The organism is Xanthobacter sp. YC-JY1, assembly GCF_021730305.1.
In the GTDB taxonomy this organism is placed as follows: domain Bacteria; phylum Pseudomonadota; class Alphaproteobacteria; order Rhizobiales; family Xanthobacteraceae; genus Xanthobacter; species Xanthobacter flavus.
Genome location: NZ_CP032674.1, coordinates 4,747,032 through 4,771,036, shown reverse-complemented (window position 1 = coordinate 4,771,036; position 24,005 = coordinate 4,747,032). Strand labels below are relative to the sequence as shown.

Here is a 24,005-nt window from a genome sequence, read left to right as displayed (position 1 = left end):
ATGCCCGCGAATTCGCTTCAGGTCCTCGACCGCGATCACCTCATCCATCCGGTCATGTCGTTCCGCGGCCATGAGAAGCACGGCGTCACCGTGCTTCAGTCCGCCTCCGGCATGTTCCTGCGGGATGCCTCGGGGCATGAGCTGCTGGATGCCTTCGCCGGCCTGTGGTGCGTGAATGTCGGCTACGGGCAGGAGAGCATCGTGGAGGTGGCGGCGGAGCAGATGCGCCGCCTGCCCTATGCCACCGGCTATTTCGGCTTCGGCTCCGAACCTTCCATCCGCCTTGCGGCGCGCCTCGCGGAGCTGGCGCCGGAGGGGTTGGACCATGTCTATTTCACCCTCGGCGGATCGGACGCTGTGGACAGCGCGGTCCGCTACATCACGCATTACTTCAACTCCACCGGACGGTCAGCGAAGAAGCACTTCATTTCGCTGGAGCGCGGCTATCACGGCTCGTCTTCCACCGGGGCGGGTCTCACCGCGCTGCCGGCGTTCCATGCCCATTTCGATGTGCCGACGCCGCGCCAGCACACCATCGCCTCGCCCTATCCCTACCGCAACCCGGCGGGCGGCGACCCCGCAACGGTCATCGCCGCCTCCGTCGCCGCATTGGAGGCGAAGGTCGCCGAGCTCGGGGCCGAGAGCGTGGCCGCCTTCTTCTGCGAGCCGGTCCAGGGCTCGGGTGGGGTGATCGTCCCTCCGCCCGGCTGGCTGAAGGCCATGCGGGAGGCCTGCACGCGCCTCGACATCCTGTTCGTGGCCGACGAGGTCATCACCGGCTTCGGCCGCACGGGGCCGATCTTCGCCTGCCACGCGGAGGCGGTGTCGCCGGACCTGATGACCGTCGCCAAGGGCCTGACGGCGGGCTACGTGCCCATGGGCGCGGTGCTCATGTCGGACCGGATCTATCAGGCCATCGCCGACGGCCTGTCGCCCGAGGCGCCCATCGGGCACGGCTTCACCTATTCCGGCCACCCGGTGAGCGCGGCGGTGGGGCTGGAGGTGCTGCGCCTCTATACGGAGGGTGGAATCCTCGCCAATGGAGAGGCGCGCGGGCCGGCCTTCTCCTCAGGGCTCGCCGGTCTCCTCGATCATCCGCTGGTGGGCGACGCGCGCTCGCGCGGGCTGCTCGGCGCACTGGAACTCATCAGCGACAAGGCTGCGAAGACGCGCTTCGATCCCGCCGTGGAGCTGCCGCGCCGCCTGTTCGAGGCCAGCTACCGCAACGGCCTCATCTTCCGCGCCTTCGCCGACGGCACGATCGGCCTCGCGCCGGCGCTGACCTGCACGGCCGACGAGATGGAGCTGCTTCTGTCGCGCCTCAGACGAACCCTGGACGACGTGCTGGACGACGCCGAAGTCCGCGCCGCGCTCGCCTAGCCGGGAGCCCCGGAACGCATCCTTTCTGATGACCTCCGCCATCACTGCGGGCAGTCCGGTCGCGGGCAAAGAGTGGGGGGTTATGTCACCCGGCGCTTGGCGAGCTTGCGGGCCAGCGTGCGTCGGTGCATGCCGAGGCGGCGGGCGGTTTCGGAGACGTTGAAATCCGTCTCCGCCAGCGTCTCGTGGATGCGCTCCCACTCCAGCGTCTTGATTGAGCTCGGCCTCACGCCGAGGGGCACGTCCGGGTTGCCCTCCTGCCGCGCGAACGCCTCCTCGATATCGTCGGCGTTGGAGGGTTTCGCGAGGTAGTGGCAGGCCCCGAGCTTGATCGCCTCGACCGCGGTCGCGATGCTGGCGAAGCCCGTCAGCACCACGATCTTCATGTCCGGATCGAAGGCCCGCAGCTGCTGGATGCATTCGAGGCCGGAGGCGTCGAACAGCTTCAGGTCCACCACCGCGCGGCCGGGGTGGAAGCCGGCGAGCACCTCGGGAAGGTCGCCGATGCGCCCGCACTGCCGCACGCTGTAGCCCCGGCGCTCAAACGAACGCTGGAGCGCGCGGGCGAAGGTCGCGTCGTCCTCGATCAGAAGCAGGTCCCGTTCACGCGACATCGGCATAATCCACGGCGAGGGCCTCCAGCGGCAGGCGCAGCTCGACGAAGGCGCCGCCGCCTTGCAGGTTGCCGGCCTCGATATCCCCGCCCAGCTTGCGCAGCACATTGATGGTGAGGAACAGGCCCAGCCCGCGCCCGGCCTCGCCCTTGCTGGACTGGAAAGGCCGGCCGAGCTGGGCGAGGGCGTCGGGGGCGAAGCCGGGACCCTGGTCGGTGACGCGGATCACAAGGTCTTCCCCCTCTTCCGCCGCCCGCACGCTGAAGCCGGCGGGTGAAGCCTCCAGCGCATTGTCGAGCACGTTGAACAGCGCCTGCTGGATCACGCCGTCGCCGGTGATTGCGGCCCCCTTCGAGGTCGCATTGGCGTAGTCGAGGGCGCTGGGGCGGCGGCTTTGCACCCAGCTTTCCACCATCTCGTCCAGGAAGTCCGACAACGGGCTGCGCTGGGCCTCCTCGGCCCGCGCCTCGCCCGCGACCATGAGAATGTGCGAGACGATGGACTTGCAGCGGCCGATCTCGGTCTGCATCTCCGCCAGCTCTTCGGTGAACGCCGGATCGTCGCGAAAGCGCGGCATGTGCTGCCAGTCGTTGAGGATGACGGAGAGCGTCGCCAGCGGCGTGCCAAGCTCATGGGCGGCGCCCGAGGCGAGGAGGCCGATGCGCACGATGTGCTCCTCCTCCGCCGCGCGCCGCCGGGCCTCGGCGAGGTGGGCGTCGCGCCGGCGTAGATTGGAGGTGATGCGGGTCACGAACGCCACGGCGAGCACCGAGGCGAGGATGAAGCATAGGAACATGCCCTGCACGTGGAGATCGAAGAATGTGCGCTCGCCGTGATGGTGCCCGCCGGCATGGGTGCCGAAATCGATGGGTCGGTAGAAGTGGGTCAGCCAGATGAAGGACAGGCTGGTCACCAGCACGATGACCCAGGCCATGGGCGGCGCGAGCAGCACCGCGCCGAGGATCACCTGCAGCAGGAACAGGGAGATGAAGGGGTTGGTGGCGCCGCCGCTCAGATAAAGCTGCAGGGTCAGCGCCGCCACGTCGAGCAGCAGCTCGATGCCCAGCTCGGTCTGCGTCACCTCCACCGCGCTGAGCGCCCGGTGAAGGCTGACGAGATTGAGCCCGACGAGGAAGAGGACCACGAGCCCCATCTCGGCCAGCGGCAGGGAGATGCCCAGCCACAGATGCACCAGGCCGATGGCCGCGATCTGCCCCGCCACCGCCAGCCAGCGCAGCGATATGAGCAGCCGCAGATTGTCGCGCGTGGCGTCGCTCTCGATGGCCGTCACGCTCATGCCGACGTCACTCCCCGGTTGCGGCAGCTGGACCGCGACCACTATCGCCCCGGAAGCAGGCGAGGCAACGCGACCTTTGCGCCTCAGGGGAAGTCCGTACCCCGCATCCCGGGGTCATTTCACCGTCGCCGCATTGGCGGAGGCGGCCTGCCGGCGGGCCTCCTCGGCCTTGCGCATGTAGTCCAGCGTCTTGGCGCGGACCATCTCGCGATGCTCGCTCACCGCCGCCTCGCGATAGAGGTGCCGCCCGGCGCCCATCAGCACCACCACCACCAGCATCAGCGAGGCGGCAAGACCGAACATGCGGCCGATGGCGCCGTCCGGCCCGCGGATCTCGCGGATCATCACCACGCACAGCGCCAGCGACACGAGGATGGAAAAGCCGAACAGGCCGAAGGCGCCGGCCTGTGATCCACTCGTATGTGGCAGGGTGAAGAGGGCGACGGGGCCGACGAGGAACTGGGCCATGGTGGGCCAGAACGCCCAGCGATAGCCGAGGCGGATCAGTTCGGCCCGGCTGAAGCCGGTGTCGGCGATTTCCGCATCGCTCCGCCGGCGGAACAGCCACACCAGAAACAGGCCCACCATGGCCGGGCAGGCCAGCACAAAATGGGCGTAGCGCGGCAGCACGTTGGGCAAGGCGAGGGCGGAGAGGAAACCGTGCACGCTGCCCCATTTCTCGGGAAACAGCATCAGATTGACATTGGCGAGGAAGATCAGGGGGATGAACAGGAAGAGCAGGCACGCGACACCGGAAATGGCGAGGTGCAGGGCCTTCATCCCCTCCATGAGGTGCCAGAGATATTTGTGGACGTAGGTGAGCATGAAGGCGATCACCACAAGCGGGATGATGGACACCCACAAAGCGCCGGTGAGCGCGTTCGCAGTATAGAAATAGACCGTATAGAGGGTGTTGATCGCCAGCAGCGGCCCCACGCCCAGTACCACCGCGATGCTCTTGTTGGCGGTGATGGTGGAGGCGATCTCAAAGGCGAGGCGGTCATAGCGCTTCTGCCTCAGCCCGCGCACTTCATAGATGAAGGACAGCAATGCCCCGCCCACCATGAAGTTCACGAAGGCGATGTGCATGAGGAAGAAGACGATCAGCACCGCCACCAGCACCGGCTCCGGCGCCGGCATGGGCAGGGGAATGTCGTTGGGAACGGGAATGTTGGGGTTCATCGCGTGCCGGTCTCCCGCGTGAGGGGCGTTGCGGAGGCCTGGGTGAGGGGTGGAGCGCCGGTGAGGGCGGCGCGCAGCGTCGGGGTGATGACGACGACGCCCGCCTGCTGGGCGCCGGGGATGGGCGCGCTGTTGTGCTGGAGGTGCTCGAGATAGGCGCCCATCAGCTCCAGCTCCCGCGCAGTGCCGGGAAAGGGCGGCATGAATGGCTGGGCCTCGTGCATGTTCTCGATGTAGCCGGCGGTGAGTTCGCTCTTCCACGGCTGGTCGCCGAACATGCGTTGGAGATGGCCGGTGATGGAATTCACGCCGTGCCCGGTGTGGCAGCGCGAGCAGGTGTTCATGAACACGTCCTTGCCCACCTGGATGCGCGTCAGCAGCGCCGCGCGTTCAGGCGCGGCAAGGCCCTCGGGCAGGCCGGTCTTCTCGGCATCCGTCAGCGGGTTGGAATAGGTGGCATGAGCGAGCACGCCGTCGCGCTGGAGCAGGGCGTAGTCGTCCACCCTGAAGCCGTTGGCATACATGTAGCTGCCGATGACATAGGGCTTGCGGACGAATTCGCGCACCCGCTCGAAGTGTCCGGTCATCCACAGGATGGCGACGAACGGCACGATCAGGACCACGCGCGGCAGGAGTTGAGGTCGGGCGATCGCCCATTGCACCACCGCGAGGATGGCGACCACGGTGACCACCGCGATCTCCAGAAACCTCTGCTGCCACTCGGCGAATTGCAGGCTGGCCAGCGCCACGCCGAAATTCTCGCGCATGGCCTCCGGCACGACCGCGTAATACCAGAGCCCGCCGGCCAGAACGAGCGGCGCCGCCACCAGCGTCCAGACTGCGATGGCCCGGAGCGCCGTCGCCCGGAAGGGATCGTCCCGCTTCACGAAGAAGGGCACGAGGAACATGGCGATGACCCCCGCCATGGCCGCCGCGAGCGGCGTGCGGAAGGCGAGCTGCGGCAGATAGACGGGGTTGGTGAATCCGCTCCACAAGGTTTGCTGGGAGAGCCAGTTCCCCGGGTCCATCATGAAGCCGAGGATGGAGACGATGATGGCCATCGTCACCCATGAGAAGAAGGCGAGCGCGAAGCCGAGGCGGATGTGGCGCACCTTGGCGGCGCCCGTCGCCCATGTCTTCCAGGTGAGCGTATAGGCGAGGATCAGGCAGACCTCGGTGATGAACACCAGCCATTCCACGAACCACGCCCAGAAGAACACGCGGATGAGGCTGGCGATGGAATAGGGGTTCACCAGCGACACCGACAGCCAGATGCCGACGCCGGTCAGCGCCCCCACGGTGGTGGTGATGAGGAAGGCGACGAACAGGATGCGGTAGGCGAGCCGGTCCCAGCGCGCATCCCCGCGCCGGTGCCCGTACCATTCCATGGCCGCGACAAGCGGCATGAGGCCCACCGCGAGGCCGTGGTTGATGAGCACATGCAGGATGGCGATGGTGGCGATGAGGCCGCGATTGCCGAGGATGTCGAGGTGGAAGACGGGAAAGTCCATCACGCCCTCGCGGCTTCCGGCGCGGCGTCCGCGCCATCGCTCGCGCCCAGTGCCAGCAGGGCGAATTCGATGGTGAACAGCACGAGGCCCATCGCGTGGGCGAAGCTGCCGGGGGCATGGCCGACGACGAGGCTGATGGCGAGCGCGGCAAGCGCCGCGGCGATGGCCGGCGGCGCGAGCATCACGGCGAGATCATAGGGGTGAAGGGTCAGCGGGTTCCGGTCCACGCGCCGCAGGGCCCGGACCAGCACCGCCGCTGCGCACAGGAGGACGGCGGCGCCGCCGACGAAGCGGAACAGGTCGGCATTGCCGAGCAGGATCAGGATGGCGGTGAGAAGCAGGGCATTCACCACCGCAAGCCAGTCGGGCCGGGCGGCGAGCCAGGCTCCAAGCCGAGCCCCAAATCGAGCCCCAGGCCCGGAAAGAAAATGGGCAATCATCATTGGTCCGTCGTGCTGTGTTCGCGGAGGGCCCAACTATGGTCGGGCACCCGCACGGCACGATTGGACAAACGGTCCAAGCCGGTGCTTCAACGGGCACCAGTGGAGTGGCCGAAAGGCCAAGGCCGGTACCGGACTTGCGTGCGGCACCGGCCTTGGCGAAGCGCTATTTCGGAACGGTCTTGCTGGCGAGCGCGCGGGCGCGGTCGTCCATCAGCTCAAACCACATGGCGTTGAGTACGGCGAAGGCGGCCGCCAGCGGCAGGCCGAGCAGCCAGGCGAAATACCACATCTTTGCGCTCCCTCAGTAGGCGTGGCCGGAGCCGTCGGCGATGGCCTTCGCGTCCACCTTGCCCCACAGCACGCGGTAGACCCACGTGGTGTAGGCGAGGATGACCGGCACGAAGACCACGGCGCAGACCAGCATGATGAACAAGGTGAGATGGCTCGAGGACGCATCCCACACGGTGAGGCTCGACCGGGGGTCGATGGAGGACGGCAGGATGAAGGGGAACATGGAGAGCCCCACCGTCGAGATGATGCCGAAGATGGCGAGCGCGCTCGCGAGGATCGCGCCGATCTCCCGCCGCGCGCGCAGCGCCGCGAAGGATGCCAGCGCGCCGGCGATGCCGAGGAGCGGCCCGGCGATGATCCACGGCCGCGCGGCATAGTTGGCGAACCAGGCGTGGGGCGACAGCTCCGCCGCCTTGGCCAGCGGATTGGAGGGGCCGTCCTTCGCGATCTCGCCGACGATCCGGTAGCCGCTGACGCCGAAATAGAGCCAGACCCCGCCGAGGACGAAGAGCAGGGCGGTGACCAGCGCCGCTGTGCTTCCGATGGTGCGGGCCCGCGCCTCCACCTCACCTTCCGTCTTCAGCACCAGCCAGTTGGCTCCGTGCATGAGCAGCATCGCGACGCTCAGCAGGCCGCACAGCAGGCCGTAGGGGTTCAGCAGCTCGATGAGGGTGGTGCCGTCATAGAAGATGCGCAGCTCGTCGTTGAGGTGGAAGGGCACGCCCTGCAGCACGTTGCCCACGGCGACGCCCATGACCAGCGCCGGCACCAGCCCACCCACGAACAGCGCCCAGTCCCAAGCTGCGCGCCAGGCCGCGCCCTCGCGCTTCGAGCGATACTTGAAGCCCACCGGCCGCAGGATCAGCGCGAAGAGGATGGCGAACATGGCGAGGTAGAAGCCCGAGAAGGACACCGCATAGAGCGGCGGCCAGGCGGCGAAGATGGCGCCGCCGCCGAGGATGAGCCACACTTGGTTGCCCTCCCAGACCGGGCCGACCGTGTTGATGACCACGCGCCGTTCCAGATCGGTGCGGGCGACGAAGGGCAGTAGCATGCCGGTGCCGAGATCGAACCCGTCCATGACGGCGAAGCCGATGAGCAGCACGCCGAGCAGCAGCCACCAGATGACGCGCAGGGCGTCGTAGTCGATGAGGGTGTGAAGGATCATGGCAGTCACTCCGCGGCGGCGAATGCGGGGGGAATGAGCCGGGCCTCGGGGGCTTCGTCCGGCTCCGGTCCCTTGCGGATGGCGCGGAGCATCAGCGTCATCTCGACGACGATCAGCACCGTGTAGATGGCGGCGAAGCCGGCGAGCGTCGCCAGAACCGTCCCGGCGCCGAGGCTGGAAACCGCGGCGGCGGTGGGCAGCACGCCCTCGATGATCCAGGGCTGGCGGCCCACCTCCGCGACCACCCATCCCAGCTCCGCCGCGATCCACGGCAGCGGAATGGCGAGGACGGCGATCCAGAGCAGCGTGCGGCTGCGGTCCAGCCGGCGCCGCGCCGAGAGGTAGAAGACGAAGGCGGTGAAGGCGATGAAGAAGAAGCCGAGCCCCACCATCACCCGGAATGACCAGAACAAGGTCGGCACGTTCGGCACGGTGTCCCAGGCGGCCTGGTTCACCTGCGCGGCCGTCGCCTTGCGCGGGTCGTCCACGTAGCGCTTCAGCAGGAGCGCGTAGCCGAGGTTGCCGCCATTGTCCTCGAACGCCTGCTTCACCGCGGGCGCAATGGCCGCGCTGCTGCCGGCGGCGCGGATCTGCTGGAGCGCATCGAAGGCGACGATGCCGCTCTTGATGCGGGTTTCGGCGTGGCCGACCAGTTCCTCGATGCCGGGAATCTGCATCGTCAGCGTGCGTGTGGCGATGAGGCCCAGTACCCACGGCACGCGCACCGCGAAGCGTGTCTCACGCGCCGTCTGGTCCGGCAGGCCGATGATGGTGAAGCCGGCCGGCGCGGGCTCGGTCTCCCACATTGCCTCGATGGCGGCGAGCTTCATCTTCTGGTGCTCGCCATCGAGATAGCCGCTCTCGTCGCCCAGCACGACCACGGACAGGGACGCGGCAAGGCCGAAGGAGGCCGCCACCGTCATGGACCGCTTCGCGAGATCGATGTGCCGGCCCTTCAGCAGGTACCAGGCGGAGACGCCCAGCACGAAGAAGGACGCCGTGACATAGCCGGCCGAGACCGTGTGCACGAACTTCGCCTGCGCCACCGGATTGAACAATACGGCATAGAAGTCGGAGACTTCCATGCGCATGGTCTGCGGGTTGAAGGCCGCGCCGGTGGGGTTCTGCATCCAGCCGTTGGCGATGAGGATCCAGAGCGCGGAGAGGTTCGAGCCCAGCGCCACGGCATAGGTGGTGACGAGGTGCCCCACCTTTGACAGCCTGTCCCAGCCGAAGAAGAACAGGCCGACGAAGGTCGCCTCCAGGAAGAAGGCCATCAGGCCTTCAATGGCCAGCGGTGCGCCGAAGATGTCGCCCACATAGTGGCTGTAATAACTCCAGTTCATGCCGAACTGGAATTCCATAACGATGCCGGTGGCCACCCCCAGCACGAAATTGATGCCGAACAGCGTGCCCCAGAACTTGGTCATCTGGCGCCAGATGGGCCGGCCGGTCATCACATAGACCGTCTCCATGATGGCGAGCAGGACCGAGAGGCCGAGCGTCAGCGGCACGAAGAGAAAATGGTAGAGCGCGGTCACGGCAAACTGCAGCCGTGAGAGGTCGACGGTATCGAGGATCATGGGATCTGCCGGGACGGTCCGGTCTCCTTGTCTCTGGCTGCACCCTGCGGCGCGGCCGGATTGATTTCGGGTGGGCCGACATGGGGCAGATCTCGTGTGCGCTCATGGCGTGAGCAGCGGTTCGTAGCGCGCGTCCGTGAGCGTCTTCAGGAAGGCGACGAGCGCATCGATGCGCCGGTCGTCGAGGGCGGGCGCGTCCAGAAGCTCGGCGCGCGAAAGCGTGCTGCCGACTTCCGGAGGAGCGAATGAACGGCCGGTCTCGGGGTTGATGCGGCGCGTGTCCGACTTGGTGACGTAGCTGTTGTAGAAAAGGATGACCGTGCGCAGGTCCTTGAACGCACCGTTGTGCATGTAGGGGCCGGTGACAGCAACATTGCGCAGGGTCGGCACCTTGAACCGGCCGTCCTGCCGGCGGTCCTTCAGGTGCCTGCCAGCACGCAGGCCGTGGTCGGTTGACGCGCGCAGATCGGGGTTCGCGGGCACGCCGATATTGTGGAACTGGTAGTCGGAGAAGGTTTCCGTCCGACTGCCCTGCGGCTCGATCTGGTGGCAGAGGTGGCAATTGGTGAACTGGGTGGAAAAGAACAGGACGCGCCCCAGTTCTTCCTGATCCGTCATCTTGTATTCGCCGCGCAGATAGCGGTCGTATCTCGAATCGAAAGGCGAGACCTCCGGGCTGCGCTCATAGGCCGCCAGCGCCTCGGTGAGCGCGGCGAAGGCGCGGGTGTCGCTGGCGAGGACGTCGGGACCGAACAGCCGGCCGAAGGCATCCACATAGGCCGGCTTCTCCTTCAGCCGCGCCACCACGCTCGCCTTGCTCGGCATGGCCATCTCGACGGGATTGAGCAGCGGTCCCCCGGCCTGCGCCTCCAGCGTGTCGGCGCGGCCATCCAGAAACTGGCCGCCGACATAGCGGCCCTGATCGTCCCTGTGGAAGCGGGGCGCGGAGGCCGCATAGCTCGCCGTCGGGGCGTTGCGCACGCCGCGCGAGTGCCCGTCTGACCCGAGGGAGACGGCGCCGCCCGCGGCGTCCTTGCGTGGGTCGGCGAAGCCGTGGGCCGGGTCATGGCAGGTGGCGCAGGACTGGTTGCGTCCGATGGAGAGGTCGGGGTCGGAGAACAGCATCGCGCCCAGCGCGATCCGCTCGGCTTCGTCCGCTCCGGCGCGCGCACAGGGTGGCGCGAGCGCGATCAGGAGCCCTGTGGCTGCGGCAACGATGACCCGTCCTGCGGGGTGTCGCCTCGATCTTCCAGACATGGCCTCGGCGTCCATTCGCACCGAGGCCTTGTCGCCGCGTTGCGGTGCGCCAGCCATTGGACAAAACGCCCGAGCGCGCTCCTTCGGCCGGCGCGAGAGGCCCGCCGTCATCGGCCGGGTCGGAGCCGGGCGCGATCGACCTCATCGCCGCGCCATCGCCCCGGCCCCCCGGATCTGTGAACTTTTCACGACGTGATGGCGCCTCGCAGGGGGTTGCGCATCGGCGCGACTTGGCCTGTAGAGAGGCAGCGGGCGCGAAGCGATGCCCGTCCTACGGGAGCTGGAGACCAAGATGGCCGACCTCATCATCATTGCCTATGATTCCGAGGCCAAGGCGGAGGCCGCGCGGCAGGAGCTGCTCAAGCTCCAGAAGGAATATCTGATCGAGCTCGGCGACGCCGTGGTGGCGGTGCGTCAGGAAGACGGCTCCATCAAGCTGCACCAGATGATCAACACCACCGTCGCGGGCGCCGCTTCCGGCGGCCTGTGGGGTGGGCTCGTCGGCCTTCTCTTCCTCAATCCGCTGCTCGGCATGGCCATCGGCGCCGGTGCCGGTGCGCTCGCCGGCAAGTTCACCGATGTCGGCATCAATGACGACTTCATCAAGCAGGCGAGCTCCGCCCTCGGCCCGAACCAGGCGGCGCTGTGCGTGCTCGTCGGCAAGGTGACGGCCGACAAGGTGGTCGCCGACATGGCCCAGTTCGGCGGTACCGTGCTGCAGACCAGCCTCTCCAAGGAGCAGGAAGAAAAGCTCCAGGCCGCGCTCAAGGGCGTCTGAGACCACGGCACAGGGGGCGCCGTCCGAACGGGCGGCGCCGCTCAATCCAGCCGCTGCCGCGCCAGCCATTGGCGCGGGGTGGTGCCGAGTTCCGAACGGAAGGCGAGGCGCAGCGCCTGTGCGTCCGCAAAGCCGCAGCGCTGGGCGATGGCGTCGAGGCCCCGGGCGCCCGAGGCCAGAAGGTCCTGCGCCTGCGCCAGCCGCGCCCGCTTCAGCCAGTCGCCAAGGCTGCCACCGGTGCGTGCGCGGATGTGGCGGGTGAGGCTGCGGCGGCTCATGCCCATGCGGACGGCGAGATCGTCCAGCGCGGGCGTCGCCGAGGGGGCGGCCCGCAGGGTTTCCAGCAGCTCGGTCACCCTTTGGTCCGCCGGCGTGGCGATGGTCGGCCGCGCGATGATCTGCGGCTGCGCGCCGGCCCGCTGCGGCGCGACCACGAGATGGCGCGCCACCCGGTTCGCCTCGCCCACGCCGGAGAGCCGCGCCATGAGGTGCAGGCAGCAATCGAGACCCGCGGCGATGCCGGCGGACGTCAACACCTGGCCTTCGTCCACGAACAGGGCGCCGGCATCCACCCGCACCTCGGGATAGCGTTCCGCAAAGGCCTGTGCCCGCGCCCAGTGGGTGGTGGCGCGCCGGCCCTGGAGCAGGCCCGCCTGCGCCAGGCCGAAGGCGCCGAGGCACAGACCCACCACCAGCGCACCGCGCGCTTCCGCCGCTTTCAGTTCAGCGACGAGGGCCTCCGGCACCGGTTCGTCCGCATTCCGCCAGCCGGGCAGGATGACCACGTCCGCCGCGCGGGCCGCGGACAAGGGGTGCGGTGCCTCGATCACGAGGCCGCCGGTGGCGGACAGGCGGGGCGCTTGCGCGCATACGTCGACACTGTGGCCGCCGGCGAGGAAGGGCTCGCCGAACACCGCGAGCGGCGTGGACAGCATGAAGGGGCTGATGCCGTCATAAGCGAGGATGGCAAGGCGCATTGGCCCGATCTACATCATTCTTGTCCATCAGGCCACTGATCGCCCGGCCGGCTCGGCTCTAGAAGGGGGCATTCGCAGGAGCACGACATGAGCCGCACCCTTCTCGTCATCGACATCCAGCAGGATTATTTCCCCGGCGGCGTGCTGCCGCTCTGGCAGGCGGAGGAGACCGAGGCACGCATCGTCGCCGCCATCGGCAAGGCGCGGGCGGCGGGCGACCGCATCGTCCTGGTGCGCCACGTCTCCGCCGCTCCGAAGGGCCTGTTCGCGGCGGATGGGCCGGGCATCGCCATCCGCCCCGCCATTCTTGCAGCGGCGGGGGACGTGCCCGTCGTCACCAAAAGCTTCGCCGATGCCTTCCAGGAGACGGACCTTGCCGCGCATCTCGCCGGCACGGACGAGCTCCTGGTGTGCGGAATGATGACGCAGAACTGCGTCGTCTTCACCGCACTGTCGCGGGATGCGGACGGCTTTTCGGTGAAGGTGATCGGCGACCTGTGCACCGCCCCCGTCGAGGTGGTGCACCGCATCGCCCTCAACGCCATCGGCTCGAAGACGACGCTCGCCACGGCCGTCGAGGCCGGGCTCGCCTGAGCCGGCGTCGGCGGCCCCTCAGGCGAGGGTGTCGATGAAGTGCGCGAAACTCTCCAGCGGCTCGCGCACCGTCTCGAAGTTGTTCTCCGGCGCCGCGGGGTCGGCGTGGCCGAGCGCCATGCCGCAGATCACCATCTCGGTGTCGGGGATCGCGAGGCGCTCAGCGATCACCGTGCTGTAGAGCATGAAGGCGGCCTGCGGGCAGGTGTGGAGGCCGAAGCCGCGCGCCGCGATCATGATGTTCTGGAGGAACATGCCGTAATCGAGCCAGGAGCCCGCTTCCATGTCGCGGTCGATGGTGAAGATGAGGCCCACCGGCGCATCGAAGAACAGGAAATTGCGGGCATGCTGCTGCCGCATGCGTCCGGTGTCGGTCTTGCCGATGCCGAGCGCGCCGTAGAGGTCCCAGCCCACCTTGCGGCGGCGGGCCAGATAGGGCTCGCGCCACTTGCGGGGGTAATAAGCATATTCCTCGGCGCCGCGATCGCCGGAAAGGGAGAGCGCGTGCAGCTCGGCCGTCAGCGCGGCGAGGGGCGCACCGCGCAGCACCCGCACGCGCCAGGGCTGGATGTTGGAGCCAGACGGCGCGCGGGCGGCAAGCTCCAGGATGCGCGCGACGGTCTCGTCTTCGACCGGCGTCGGCAGGAAGGCGCGGATGGAGCGGCGCGAGCGGATCGCCTCCTCAACGGAGAGGGGCGAGACGGCGGTATCGGTGGGAAGGGTCATCGGGCAGAGATCACCGGCAACGAACGGGCCCGGTCGGGCGGCGCGGAAGATAGCGCGTGCGCGGCGGTCGTTGAAGGGCAGGGCGCCCGAGGAGAGGGGCAGGGGGCGGACCCGGTATGCGCCCCGGGTCCGCCCTGAGAGCGGCGATCGAAAGAGCCCCCGCGCCCGTCCGATCGCCCGATCGCGCAGATGAAGCGCGCGCCCGCCGCCAGCAGGCGCGCCGCCGGCTAGAAGGTGGCCTTCAGGCCCGCATAAGCGGAGAAGGGCTGTCCCGGCGACTGCATCTGCGGATTGTTGAGGCCAAGATATTCCGTGTCGAAGAAGGTGCCGTAGGTGGCGTACTTGGCGTTGAACAGATTGTTGATGTAGCCGAACACCTGGATGTTGTCCGTCACTTGGTAAGAGGTATGAATGTTGGCGACCCAGTATCCCGGCAGCATGGGCGCCTGGTTGGCGTCGTCACCCACATAATATTGGCTGGAGACGGCGATCACGTCGCCGCCCACCTTCCACTTGGGCGTCACCATGTAGTCGAGGCCGAACTTCAGCGTCTGCGCCGGGATGCCGGGGATGGTGTCGCCCGGCGTCACCAGCACCTGCTCGTCCACCGCATAGGGGTTGTTGGGGGAGGCGAGATAGCCCGTGAACTGGTAGGTGGCGTTCAGATAGGCGTAATTGGCGTAGAACTTCCACGGCCCGTTCACATACTGCATCTCCGCCTCGAAGCCCTGGCGGCGGGTGGCGGGCACGTTGGTGAAATAGCCGTAGCCGGTCTGCTGGCTGGCCAGTGAGATGATGTCGTTGTCGCTGTCGACGCGATAGACGCCAAGCTTCCAGTTCACCTTGCCGCCGAACAGCATGCCGTTGCCGCGCAGGCCCACTTCGTAGGTGTGCGAGACCACCTGTTCCAGCGGCGGGTCCGCCACCAGAGAGTTTTCGAGCAGGCACGGGCGGTTGGGATCGGCGCAGTTCAGCTCCAGGGGGGTGGGGGCGCGGTTGGATTCCGAATAGCCGCCGTAGAGCGTCGCCTCGGGGGTGAGCTTGTAGGTGAGGCCGATCAGCGGGTTGATGCGGGCGAAGGTGTAGTCGCCATTGAGCTGGGGGCTGGTGCCGGTGGCATCCTGCATGGAGATCTGCGCGATGTTGAGGCGCGCGCCGACCGTCAGGGTCGCCCGGTCGGTCATGTCGAAGGCATTGGTGGCGTAGAGGCCGTAATAGGTGGCGCTCGCATTGAGGTCCACCGGCAGATAGAAGACCTGGTACTGCTCCGGCAGGGAATAGTCCGGAATGTTGTGCAGGTATTTCCCGAGGCCCACCACTTCCAGTGTATTGGTGTTGGTGATTCCAAGCTCGGTATTGGACCGGAAATTGATCTGGCTCGAATCCACGCTGCCGCCGACGACGAAGTAATTGTCGTGGCCGAGCAGCCTGTCGGTGTTGGTCGCCTGCACCGAGCCGCCATAGGTCGTGGTGTCGGTCCAGGTGCGGTTGATGACGCCGTAGAGCTGGTTGGGGCCGAGCGCGGTGAAGGGGATGGTGTTGCCGTTCTGGTCATAGAGGACCATCTGGCTCCGGAACGCCGCATAGGAGGGATTGGTGACCGGATTGCCGCCGCCGGGCGGGCCGGTGAACTGGCCCTCCTCGAGGCACATCTTGGTGTTGCCGACGCCCGGATTCCACTTGTTGGAGCAGGCCTCGAGATCCGCGTCGTTGCCGTCTACGTGCGACTGGCTGAACTTGCGGGCATAGAGGTTGCCCTGCAATTGCCAGGTGTCGGTCAGGTCGTGGCGGCCGTTGAGGGCGATGAGGCCCATGTCGTTATTTGTCGTCTGCGGCCAGGTGTAGATGGAGTTCCAGTTCTGGTTCAGCATCTCCACCGGGGTGGGACCCACCACGCCGAGATTGGTGGTGGCGGCGCTGGCGACGAGGTGAACCTCGGTCTTGTCGTTCTTCCAGCCGAGGTCGCCGTAGAAGCGGGCGAGGTCGGACGGCGACTGAAGCCGCCAGCCGTCGGAATGCACCGCGTCGGCCGCGATATAGACGCCGAAGCCGTCCTTCTCGCCGCCATACTGGATGTTGCCGCCGATCTGGCCGAAGGACCCGCCTTGGATGCTGCCTTCGAAACCGTGATAATTGAAGCCGTTCTTCATCTGGATGGAGACGGCGCCGCCCAGCGCGTTGAGGCCGAAGGCGGGATTGTTGGAGAACACCTCGGCGCGGCTGATGGCGACCTCCGGGATGAGGTCCCAGTTCACCGTGTCGCCGAAGCCCTCGTTGAGGCGAATGCCGTTCTGGTAGACGGCGATGCCCTGCGGCGTGCCCTGCAGGGGCGATGCGGCGAAGCCGCGATAGCGGAAGTCCTGGAAGAAGGCGTTGCCCTGCACATCCGAGGTGTTGGCGCTGGGCGTGTACTGGAACAGGCCGTCGGTGACGGCGAAGGAATTCAGCCGGTCGAACTGGTCGGCGCCGATGATGGTGACGGAGCCGGGCACCTTGTCCGCATCGATGCCAGTGCCGGAGAGCGGGGTGGTGGCGACCACCTCAACCGTGCCGAGCTGGAGGGTGCCGGACGAATCGCTCTGCTCCTGCGCGATGGCCGGGAAGGCCGCGAGCAGCGCAACCGGCACCGCCGCGGCGGACAGGCCGAGCGCCACGGCCATGGCGCGACGCGAGGCGCTTGCCGCGGCCGTCTTGCCGGCTGTCGATTTCCCGGGAGCCTCGCGGCGGGACGCCACCCGCTGCGAATGTGCGCTCCGTGAGGCCCCGCTCTCGCGCTCCCCGTGCATCGCCCGCCCCTTTCAGCCCTCGTCCGACCGGGGCCGTTTTTTTGGCGGTGTGACGTCGCCGCGATGACCCGCGCCGGGCGCCGGGAACCGTGTGGGTCGTCACACCAGAATTCTACCACGATGAAACCATAAGCGCGCCCGAAGTGCCGTCAATCGCACGCGCTGCTGAGAATCCTCTTAGGATTTCAAGGTGTGTCTTCTAGGGAACGCTGCCGGGAAATTCGGGAAGATTCGGCAAAGAAAAACCGGGAACATTTGGCAATGCAGGCCGGCCCAGTCCGTTCGTCGCGTCTTCAACGACTATAGGCCGGGCCGACAACGCTTGTCCCGTTCGATTCTTCTGCGCCGTGTACGGGTGTGAACGACAGGCCGGGCCGGGTAAAAGCCGGCCCCCGCCCCTCAGCAGCCGGCGTCAGTCTCGGCCACATGGGCGACGATCCCCGTCCGGCCCGGCGCCACATGCTCGGCCATGGTGTGCCGGTCGGGGAAATCGCCGCCGTTCTGGGCGCGGAAGGGGATGGGCGGGTCCGTGAACAGCCCGCCGAGCCGCTGGCGCCAACTGGCCTTCGCCGCCTCCACCTGCTCGGCGCTGGTGAAGCGCCCCGCACCGTAGACGGCGTGGACGGGCAGCACCTCCATGCCCGGATAGAACAGGGCGCCGTGGGTGAGGGGAAACAGCAGCTGGTCGATGGGGCCATTGATGCCGCGCGGGCCGTAGTCGGCGGCGGGGCCGCCCGTCAGCACGTTCACCAGCGCCCGCTTGCCCTTCAGGATGCCCTCGCCGTAGCGGTGCTCGTTGGTGCCATTGCTGTAGCCATAGGCGAAGCCGAAGGCATAGACGCGCTCGATCCAGCCCTTGAGGATGGCGGGGACGCCATACCACCAGAGCGGAAACTGCAGGATCACGGCATCGGCGGCGAGGAGCTTTTCCTGCTCCGCCACCACATCGGGCGTCTGCCGGCCGGTGGCATAAGCGTGGCCCGATTCGGCGACGAAGGAGAGCCGTTCCGGGTTGGCGCGGCTCGGGAAATCTTCGGCATCGAACACCGCCTTCCAGCGCATGCCGTAGAGATCGGACATGAGAATGCGGTGGCCCTCGGCGGCGAGCGTCTCCACCGTCACGTCCACCAACTGGCGGGTGACGGAGGCGGGCTCCGGATGAGCGAAGACCACGAGAACTGTCTTGGACATGATTGAAAACTCCCTGGCCCCCGCTGCGGCCGGAGCCGGCCGGAGCCGCGCGGGGGCGACGCTTCGAAGCTAGGTCGCGTCGTGCTATCTATGAAATCGCATCTCTTCTGAGTTGGCATAATCAAGATGGATACCAGCCGCCTCGACCTCAATCTTCTGGTCACGCTGGAGGCGCTGCTCGCCGAGCGGAACGTGACGCGGGCGGCGGCGCGGCTGCATCTCAGCCAGCCGGCGGTGAGCGCGCAGCTCGCCCGCTTGCGCGACCTGTTCGATGATCCGCTTTTGGTGCCAGCCCGTCGGGGCATGACGCCCACGGCCAAGGCGGTGGAACTTGCCGGCCCGCTCCGCGCCGCGCTGGACCAGCTGCGCGCGACGCTGGAGGCGCGCGACTTCGATCCGGCAACGGCGGATCTGACCGTCACCATCGCCTGCTCGGACTATATCCAGGCCGCGGTTGTTATGCCGCTGGTGGTGGCGCTCCGGACGCGGGCGCCGGGCGTGCGGGTGGCGGTCCGTCATCTGGTGCCCGATCTGATCGAGCCGCAGCTGGCTTCCGGCGAGACCGACCTCGTGCTCACCACGCCCCGGCCGACGCAGGCGCATCTGCGCGCGCAGCACCTGTTCGCGGAGACCTATGTGCTGATCGGCCGGCGCGGCCACCCAAGACTGGGTAGTGGACTGTCCATCGAAGCCTATGCCGAGCTGGAGCATGTGATCGTCTCGCCCAGCGGCGGCCAGTTTCGCACCCCCGTGGACGAGGGTCTCGCCGCGCTCGGCCACCGGCGCAACGTCGTGATGTCGGCCGCCTCGTTCCTGTTCATTCCGGAAATCGTCGCTGCGAGCGACCTTGTGGCGCTGGTGCCCAGCCGCCTGCTGCGCGATCCGCCCGCGCGGCTGGTGATGATCGAATTGCCGTGGCTCGCCGAAGGGTTCGATGTGGACCTCATCTGGCACGAACGCACCCACGGCCATGCCGGTCACCGCTGGCTGCGCGCCCTCATCGCCGAGGTCGCCGGCGCGGCGCCGTCCGCACCCTAGGCCCCGCCCGTCGCCTCATCGCTCGGCGCCTACACCAATGCGGAGCCCCATTACCTGCAGACCACCGGCTTCCTGCTGGACCCGGAGGGGCGGGTGGTGAACGCCGTCTATTCCAGCGGCCCCATCGGCCGGCTGGTGGCCGAGGACGTGATCGGCATGGTCGCCTATCTCAAGTCCAAGGCCTGAGGCTCTGCCGCCGCCCGCGCCGCATCAGGCGCGGGCGAGGCCGGCGGCGATCTTCTCGGCGATCATCAGCACGGGAATGTTGGTGTTGGCAGTGGGCAGGCGCGGCATGGCGGAGGCGTCCGCCACATAGATGTTCTCGCTGCCGATCACCTTGCCGGTGGGGTCGAGCACCGCCTGCGGGTCGTCCGGCGCGCCGAGGCGGCAGGTTCCGCTGGCGTGCCAGACACCGAACACGCTGCCGCGCACGAATGCCTCCAGCCGCGCCTCGTCCGCGACGATCTCCGCCAGCGAGACACCGCCGGACATGACGCGCTTCAGCGCCATCTGGCGCAGCGCCGCCGGCACGTCGAGGAGTGCGCCCAGCGCCTCGGCGAGGAGCGCGTTGGTGCGGGACACGCGGCTGAGGCGTTTCACGAAGGGCGAAAAGGCGGCGGGGAAGACATCCCCCGCATCCGGGTTCAGCGCATCGCAGACGAGGAGGAAGAAGAGGGTGCGCACACCCGCCTTCATCCGCGCGAGGTCGCTGGGGTCGTCGAGCAGGTTGAGGTCGGCTTCCGGATAGGTGCGCGGATCGCCCGAGACGAGGCGCACGGAGCCGCTGGACTTCGGCCGGTTGCACCACAGGAAATAGAGCCCCAGCCGCCGGCCGAGCCCGTGCCAGCCCGCCCGCGCCGAGGCGGTGGCGTAGAGGTCCGAGGCTTCGCCGCCCTCCACGCCGGAGGAGAAGCGCAGGGCGGCGAAGCTGGCCCGGCGATAGGTCATGGTCAGGCGCAGCCGCTCCGGCAGATACTGGCAGAAGGTGAGGGTGGGATGATCGCGCAGGTTCCGCCCTACGGCTGGCCGGTGGATGGCCACGGGCAGGCCGAGGGCCGCGAGCGCCACCCCGTCGCCGATGCCGGCGCGCATGAGGATGGCCGGCGTCTGCAATGCCCCCGCCGTCACCACCACGCGCCCGGCGGCGACCTCGGTCACGGCGCCGTCCCGCTCCACCTCGACGCCCGCGGCGCGAGCGCCGTCCATCCTGAGGCGCAGGAGGCGCGTGCGGGGCCAGATCGCTAGGTTGGGCCGGGCGCGGGTGGCGGCGTCGAGATAGCCGGTGGCGGCGGAGACGCGGCGGTCGTGCTCGTTGTTGAAGGCGGGCGGGAACACGCCGTCTTCGAACTCGCCGTTCTGGTCCAGCCGGCGCGGCAGGCCGCTCGCCGCATACGCCACCGTTGCGGCTTCGGCAAAGGGCGGCCAGCCGGGCGGCAGGATACGGCGGATGGGAATGGGGCCGTCTTTGCCGTGCAGCGGGCCGCCGCAATCCAGATCGCGCTCGAGCTTGATGAAGAAGGGCAGCACGTCGTCCCAGCCCCAGCCGGCGGCGCCTAGGGTGGCCCATTCGTCATAGTCGCGCGGCAGGCCGCGATTGGCGGATTGCACGTTGATGCTGGAGCCGCCGCCCATGACGCGCCCCTGCTCATAGGCGCGCGATCCCCGCACACCGTCCGGCCGGCGGGCGGTGAAGGCGGAGAGGCCGGGCCAGACGAAGCGGTCGCCGTGGAACAGGCCCATGGGATAGCTGTCGGCGATGGCATCGGGCACCGCGCCGGGCGGGGTGTCCTCGCCGGCCTCGATCAGCAGCACGCGATGGGTGGGATCGGCCGAGAGCCGGTTCGCCATGACGCAGCCGGCGGAGCCGCCGCCGACGATCACCGAGTCGAAGAAAAGCATGTCGGGAATGGGGGCGCGGGCGGGCATCAGACCACCCCGGCCTCCTGATAGATGTGCTTGATCTCCGTGAAGTCGATCAGCGCATCATAGCCGTGCAGCCGGCCGAGGCCGCTGCGGCGATAGCCGCCGGTCTCTGCTTCAGCGAACAGCTTGTTGTGGTCGTTGATCCACACCGTGCCGTTGCGCAGCGCCCGCGCCACCCGCATGGCCCGCGCGCCGTCGCGGGTCCATACGCTGGCGGAAAGGCCATAGTCCGTGTGGTTGGCGCGGGTCACCGCATCCTTCTCGTCGGCGAAGCGCTCGATGACCACCAGCGGGCCGAAAATCTCCTCCTGCACGAAGAAGGCACCGGTATCGGCGTGGGCGAGGAGGGTAGGGGAGAGGAAGCTGCCCTTTTCCAGCGCGCCGCCGGGGCGGCTGCCGGCGAGCACCACCTCGTCGGCGAGCGCCATGGCTTCTTCCGTCTTGCGCTCCACCTGCGCGCGGGAGGCGTCGTCGATGAGCGGGCCCATCTGGCTGCCCTCGGCCGCCCCGGGGGCGATCCTGAGGCCGGCAAGCGCGCCCTTCAGCGCCGCCTTCATGGCCTCATAGCGGCTCTCATGGACGAGGATGCGCCGCGCCGCCGTGCATTGCTGGCCGGAGATGATGGTGGCCGCCGCCGCGAGCTTCGGCGCCACGGCCTCCACGTCCGCATCCTCGAACACGAGGCAGCAGGACTTGCCGCCCAGCTCCAGCGACAGCTTCTTCATGGTGGGCGCGGCATCCGCCATGATGCGGGCGCCGGTGGCGTTGGAGCCGGTGAAGGAGATGACATCCACGTCCCGCGAGGCCACCAGCGTGCGCGCCACGTTGTGCCCCGTCTCGGTGACGAGGTTGACGACGCCGCGCGGCAGGCCCTCCACCTGCGCCAGCGTGCGCAGGATCTCGGCGGTGACGAGGGCGGTCTGGGCGGCGGGCTTCACCACCGCCGTGCAGCCGGCGGCGAGCGCAGGCGTCAGCGCGCGGATGAGCAGGACAGCCGGCGCGTTCCACGGGATGATAAGGCCGGCGACGCCCGCCGGCTCCTTCAGCAGCGTTGAGAAGGCGCCCGGCTCCACCTCGAACACATGGCCCGGGATGTAGCGCGTGATGCCCGCATAATAGCGGATCTCCGAGACGGAGCCGGCGATCTCCCCGCGCGACTGGGCCAGCGGCTTGCCGTTCTCGGCAGTGAGCAGGCGGGCGAGATCGTCCGCCTTCCTCTCCATCGCATCAGCCCAGCGCAGCATCACCATCTGCCGCAGACGCGGGGCCTGCGCCCATTCCGGCCGCTCGAAGGCCCGCCGTGCGGCGGTGATGGCTGCCTCAGCGTCCGCCGCCCCGCTCGCCGGGAAATGGCCGAGTACCGCGCCGGTGGCGGGATCGAGGCTCGGCGCGGTCTCACCGGAGAGCGCGCCTTGCCAGATGCCGTCGATGAGGTTCTGGGCCGCGAGCGGGGCGATGGCGTTCATGAGTCCTCCCGGCCGTCCGCGACGGCCCTATTGGTCAGCCCTGCGGTCTCAGCCGTGTCCCGCCTTCAGCGCCGCCTCGCGCAGCGCGGTCAGCGTGGTCGAGGGGGTGATGGCCTCGGGGTCGATGACGAGTTCGAGCAGCGCGGGCTTCCCGTGCTCGGCGGCGAAGGCGCGGGCGCGGGCGAAGGCGTCGGCGAAGGCCGCCGTTTCCTCCACCTTCTCGCCGAACGCGCCATAGGCGCGGGCCAGCGCCGGAAAGTCCGGGTTCTCCAGCGTCGTCGCGTAGACACGGCCGGGATATTCGCGCTCCTGATGGGCGCGGATGGAGCCGTACATATTGTTGTTGACCACCAGCACCACCACGCCCGCTTTGTACTGGCAGGCAGTCGCGAGTTCCTGCCCGCTCATGAGGAAGCAGCCGTCGCCGGCGAAGCAGATCACCTCGCGGTCGGGGTGATGGAGCTTGGCCGAGATCGCCGCCGGCAGGCCGTAGCCCATGGCGCCGGAGGTGGGGGCGAGCTGGGTGCGGAAGCCGCCGTAGCGGTGGAACTTGTGCACCCAGATGGCGTAGTTGCCGGCGCCGTTGGCGAGGATCGCGTCCTTCGGCAGCACCTCGCGCAGATGCATCATCACCGCGCCAAGATCGAGCCGGCCGGGCATGGCGCCGGGCGTCTGGTCGGCCTCGTAGGCGGCGCGCGCGGCCCGCACCTCGTCGCTCCACGGCATCCGCGAGCGCCAGCCGGCCGGTCCCTTGGGCTTCAGCGCGGCGGCGGCGGCTGAAAATTCCGGCATGCCCGCATTGATGGGCAGGTCCGCCTGATAGACCCGGCCCAGCTCGTTCGGGTCGGCATGGACATGCACGAAGCGCTGCGCCGGGCGCGGCACGTCGAACAGGGTGTAGCCGTTGGTGGTCGTCTCGCCGAGGCGGCCGCCCACGGCGATGATGAGGTCGGCGTTGCGGATGCGGGCGACGAGCGCCTTGCTCGGGCCAAGGCCGGCATGGCCGACATAATTGGGGTGGGTGTTGTCGAGGATGTCCTGACGCCGGAAGCCCGCCGCTACCGGCAAATCGAACGCCTCCACGAAATGCGCGAAGTCGCGGCAGGCGGCCTTCGTCCAGCCGCCGCCCCCCACCAGAACGAGGGTACGCGCGCTCTCGCCGATCATGGCGGCGAGCCGCGCCATGTCCTCGGTGCCGGGATGGGCGGCGACGCGGCGATAGGCCTCCGCATCCGCCGTCTCGCACTCGGCCGAGAGCACGTCCTCCGGCAGCGCCACCACCACCGGACCGGGGCGGCCGGACGTCGCGACATGGAAGGCGCGGGAGACGAGCTCCGGGATGCGCTCGGGGCGGTCGATCTCCACCACCCACTTGGCCATACCGCCGAACATGGCGGGATAGTCCACCTCCTGCCACGCCTCGCGCTGGCGCATGTGCGAGCCCACCTGCCCGATGAACAGGATCATCGGGGTGGAATCCTGCGCCGCGGTGTGGACGCCGATGGCCGCATGGCTCGCGCCGGGCCCGCGGGTGACGAAACAGATTCCGGGCTTCGCGGTCAGCTTGCCGTAGGCCTCCGCCATGTTGGCGGCGCCGGCCTCGTGGCGGGTGACGATGGTCTGAATGGCGCGGTCCGCTCCAGCGAGGGCATCGATGGCCGCGAGGAAGCTCTCGCCGGGCACGCAGAACACGCGTTCGACACCGTGGATCTTGAGCGCCTCCACCAGGATTTCGCCGCCGGAGCGCAAGGTCTTCGTATTCGCCATGGTCTTGCCCGTGTCTCGTCTTGCCCGGCACGA

20 protein-coding genes are annotated in these 24,005 nt (G+C 68.3%); 4 read left to right on the top strand and 16 right to left on the bottom strand.

Annotation, left to right across the window (positions count from 1 at the left end):
- Window positions 1-1,380: an aminotransferase class III-fold pyridoxal phosphate-dependent enzyme gene (locus D7006_RS22415; RefSeq protein ID WP_237354620.1), complete on the top strand. Its 1,380-nt coding sequence runs from the start codon at window positions 1-3 to the stop codon at window positions 1,378-1,380.
- Window positions 1,381-1,460: 80 nt separating this feature from the next.
- Here D7006_RS22415 and D7006_RS22410 read toward each other — a convergent pair whose 3' ends face one another.
- The 9 genes from D7006_RS22410 to D7006_RS22370 form a co-directional block, all read right to left on the bottom strand.
- The gene (locus D7006_RS22410; protein ID WP_229643440.1) at window positions 1,461-1,994 is read right to left on the bottom strand and encodes a response regulator transcription factor; all 534 of its coding nucleotides are present in this window, start codon (window positions 1,992-1,994) and stop codon (window positions 1,461-1,463) included.
- Window positions 1,984-3,291: an ATP-binding protein gene (locus D7006_RS22405; protein ID WP_237354619.1), complete on the bottom strand. Its 1,308-nt coding sequence runs from the start codon at window positions 3,289-3,291 to the stop codon at window positions 1,984-1,986. Before D7006_RS22405 ends, D7006_RS22410 begins: the two co-directional genes overlap by 11 nt.
- Before the next feature lie 114 nt (window positions 3,292-3,405).
- Window positions 3,406-4,473, bottom strand: coding sequence for a hypothetical protein (locus tag D7006_RS22400; protein WP_237354618.1), 1,068 nt, complete (start codon window positions 4,471-4,473; stop codon window positions 3,406-3,408).
- Window positions 4,470-5,984 carry a cytochrome c gene (locus D7006_RS22395; RefSeq protein ID WP_237354617.1) on the bottom strand — a complete coding sequence of 505 codons (1,515 nt, stop codon included), beginning with the start codon at window positions 5,982-5,984 and terminating at the stop codon, window positions 4,470-4,472. Before D7006_RS22395 ends, D7006_RS22400 begins: the two co-directional genes overlap by 4 nt.
- A complete protein-coding gene (locus D7006_RS22390) occupies window positions 5,984-6,334 on the bottom strand; it encodes a hypothetical protein (protein ID WP_237354616.1) in 351 nt (116 codons plus the stop codon). The genes D7006_RS22395 and D7006_RS22390 overlap by 1 nt, the downstream gene beginning before the upstream one ends.
- A 256-nt stretch (window positions 6,335-6,590) precedes the next feature.
- Entirely contained in the window at window positions 6,591-6,716 is a 126-nt protein-coding gene (cydX, locus tag D7006_RS22385; RefSeq protein ID WP_169121910.1) for a cytochrome bd-I oxidase subunit CydX, read from the bottom strand.
- A gap of 12 nt (window positions 6,717-6,728) precedes the next feature.
- Entirely contained in the window at window positions 6,729-7,886 is a 1,158-nt protein-coding gene (gene cydB, locus D7006_RS22380) for a cytochrome d ubiquinol oxidase subunit II (protein WP_237354615.1), read from the bottom strand.
- Between the two features lie 5 nt (window positions 7,887-7,891).
- Window positions 7,892-9,469 (bottom strand): cytochrome ubiquinol oxidase subunit I, encoded by a 1,578-nt coding sequence (locus D7006_RS22375; protein ID WP_237354614.1) that lies wholly within the window; start codon window positions 9,467-9,469, stop codon window positions 7,892-7,894.
- A gap of 102 nt (window positions 9,470-9,571) precedes the next feature.
- On the bottom strand, window positions 9,572-10,594 hold the full coding sequence (locus tag D7006_RS22370; RefSeq protein ID WP_371744983.1) for a cytochrome-c peroxidase: 1,023 nt from the start codon (window positions 10,592-10,594) through the stop codon (window positions 9,572-9,574).
- A 394-nt stretch (window positions 10,595-10,988) separates the two neighbouring features.
- On the opposite strand from D7006_RS22370, the gene D7006_RS22365 reads away from it, so the two are divergent.
- Window positions 10,989-11,504 (top strand): DUF1269 domain-containing protein, encoded by a 516-nt coding sequence (locus D7006_RS22365; RefSeq protein WP_371744982.1) that lies wholly within the window; start codon window positions 10,989-10,991, stop codon window positions 11,502-11,504.
- Window positions 11,505-11,545: 41 nt separating this feature from the next.
- Here the strand turns inward: D7006_RS22365 and D7006_RS22360 are convergent, their stop codons facing one another.
- On the bottom strand, window positions 11,546-12,481 hold the full coding sequence (locus tag D7006_RS22360) for a GlxA family transcriptional regulator (protein WP_229643449.1): 936 nt from the start codon (window positions 12,479-12,481) through the stop codon (window positions 11,546-11,548).
- Window positions 12,482-12,568: 87 nt separating this feature from the next.
- On the opposite strand from D7006_RS22360, the gene D7006_RS22355 reads away from it, so the two are divergent.
- On the top strand, window positions 12,569-13,075 hold the full coding sequence (locus D7006_RS22355; RefSeq protein WP_237354612.1) for an isochorismatase family protein: 507 nt from the start codon (window positions 12,569-12,571) through the stop codon (window positions 13,073-13,075).
- A gap of 18 nt (window positions 13,076-13,093) precedes the next feature.
- Here the strand turns inward: D7006_RS22355 and D7006_RS22350 are convergent, their stop codons facing one another.
- From D7006_RS22350 to D7006_RS22340, 3 genes are all read right to left on the bottom strand, one after another.
- Window positions 13,094-13,801 (bottom strand): nitroreductase, encoded by a 708-nt coding sequence (locus D7006_RS22350; protein ID WP_237354611.1) that lies wholly within the window; start codon window positions 13,799-13,801, stop codon window positions 13,094-13,096.
- A 227-nt stretch (window positions 13,802-14,028) separates the two neighbouring features.
- Window positions 14,029-16,461 carry a TonB-dependent receptor gene (locus D7006_RS22345; protein WP_237354610.1) on the bottom strand — a complete coding sequence of 811 codons (2,433 nt, stop codon included), beginning with the start codon at window positions 16,459-16,461 and terminating at the stop codon, window positions 14,029-14,031.
- Between the two features lie 525 nt (window positions 16,462-16,986).
- Window positions 16,987-17,778, bottom strand: coding sequence for an NAD(P)H-dependent oxidoreductase (locus tag D7006_RS22340; RefSeq protein WP_237354609.1), 792 nt, complete (start codon window positions 17,776-17,778; stop codon window positions 16,987-16,989).
- Window positions 17,779-17,904: 126 nt separating this feature from the next.
- Here D7006_RS22340 and D7006_RS22335 point away from each other — a divergent pair, with 126 nt between their 5' ends.
- A complete protein-coding gene (locus D7006_RS22335; RefSeq protein WP_237354608.1) occupies window positions 17,905-18,816 on the top strand; it encodes a LysR family transcriptional regulator in 912 nt (303 codons plus the stop codon).
- Window positions 18,817-19,026: 210 nt separating this feature from the next.
- Here the strand turns inward: D7006_RS22335 and D7006_RS22330 are convergent, their stop codons facing one another.
- The 3 genes from D7006_RS22330 to D7006_RS22320 are packed head-to-tail and all read right to left on the bottom strand — an operon-like array spanning window position 19,027 to window position 23,972.
- Window positions 19,027-20,742, bottom strand: a complete 1,716-nt coding sequence (locus tag D7006_RS22330; protein WP_237354607.1) for a GMC family oxidoreductase — start codon at window positions 20,740-20,742, stop codon at window positions 19,027-19,029.
- The gene (locus D7006_RS22325; protein ID WP_237354606.1) at window positions 20,742-22,205 is read right to left on the bottom strand and encodes an aldehyde dehydrogenase family protein; all 1,464 of its coding nucleotides are present in this window, start codon (window positions 22,203-22,205) and stop codon (window positions 20,742-20,744) included. The genes D7006_RS22330 and D7006_RS22325 overlap by 1 nt, the downstream gene beginning before the upstream one ends.
- A gap of 48 nt (window positions 22,206-22,253) precedes the next feature.
- On the bottom strand, window positions 22,254-23,972 hold the full coding sequence (locus D7006_RS22320; protein WP_237354605.1) for a thiamine pyrophosphate-binding protein: 1,719 nt from the start codon (window positions 23,970-23,972) through the stop codon (window positions 22,254-22,256).
- Between the last annotated feature and the right edge of the window lie 33 nt (window positions 23,973-24,005).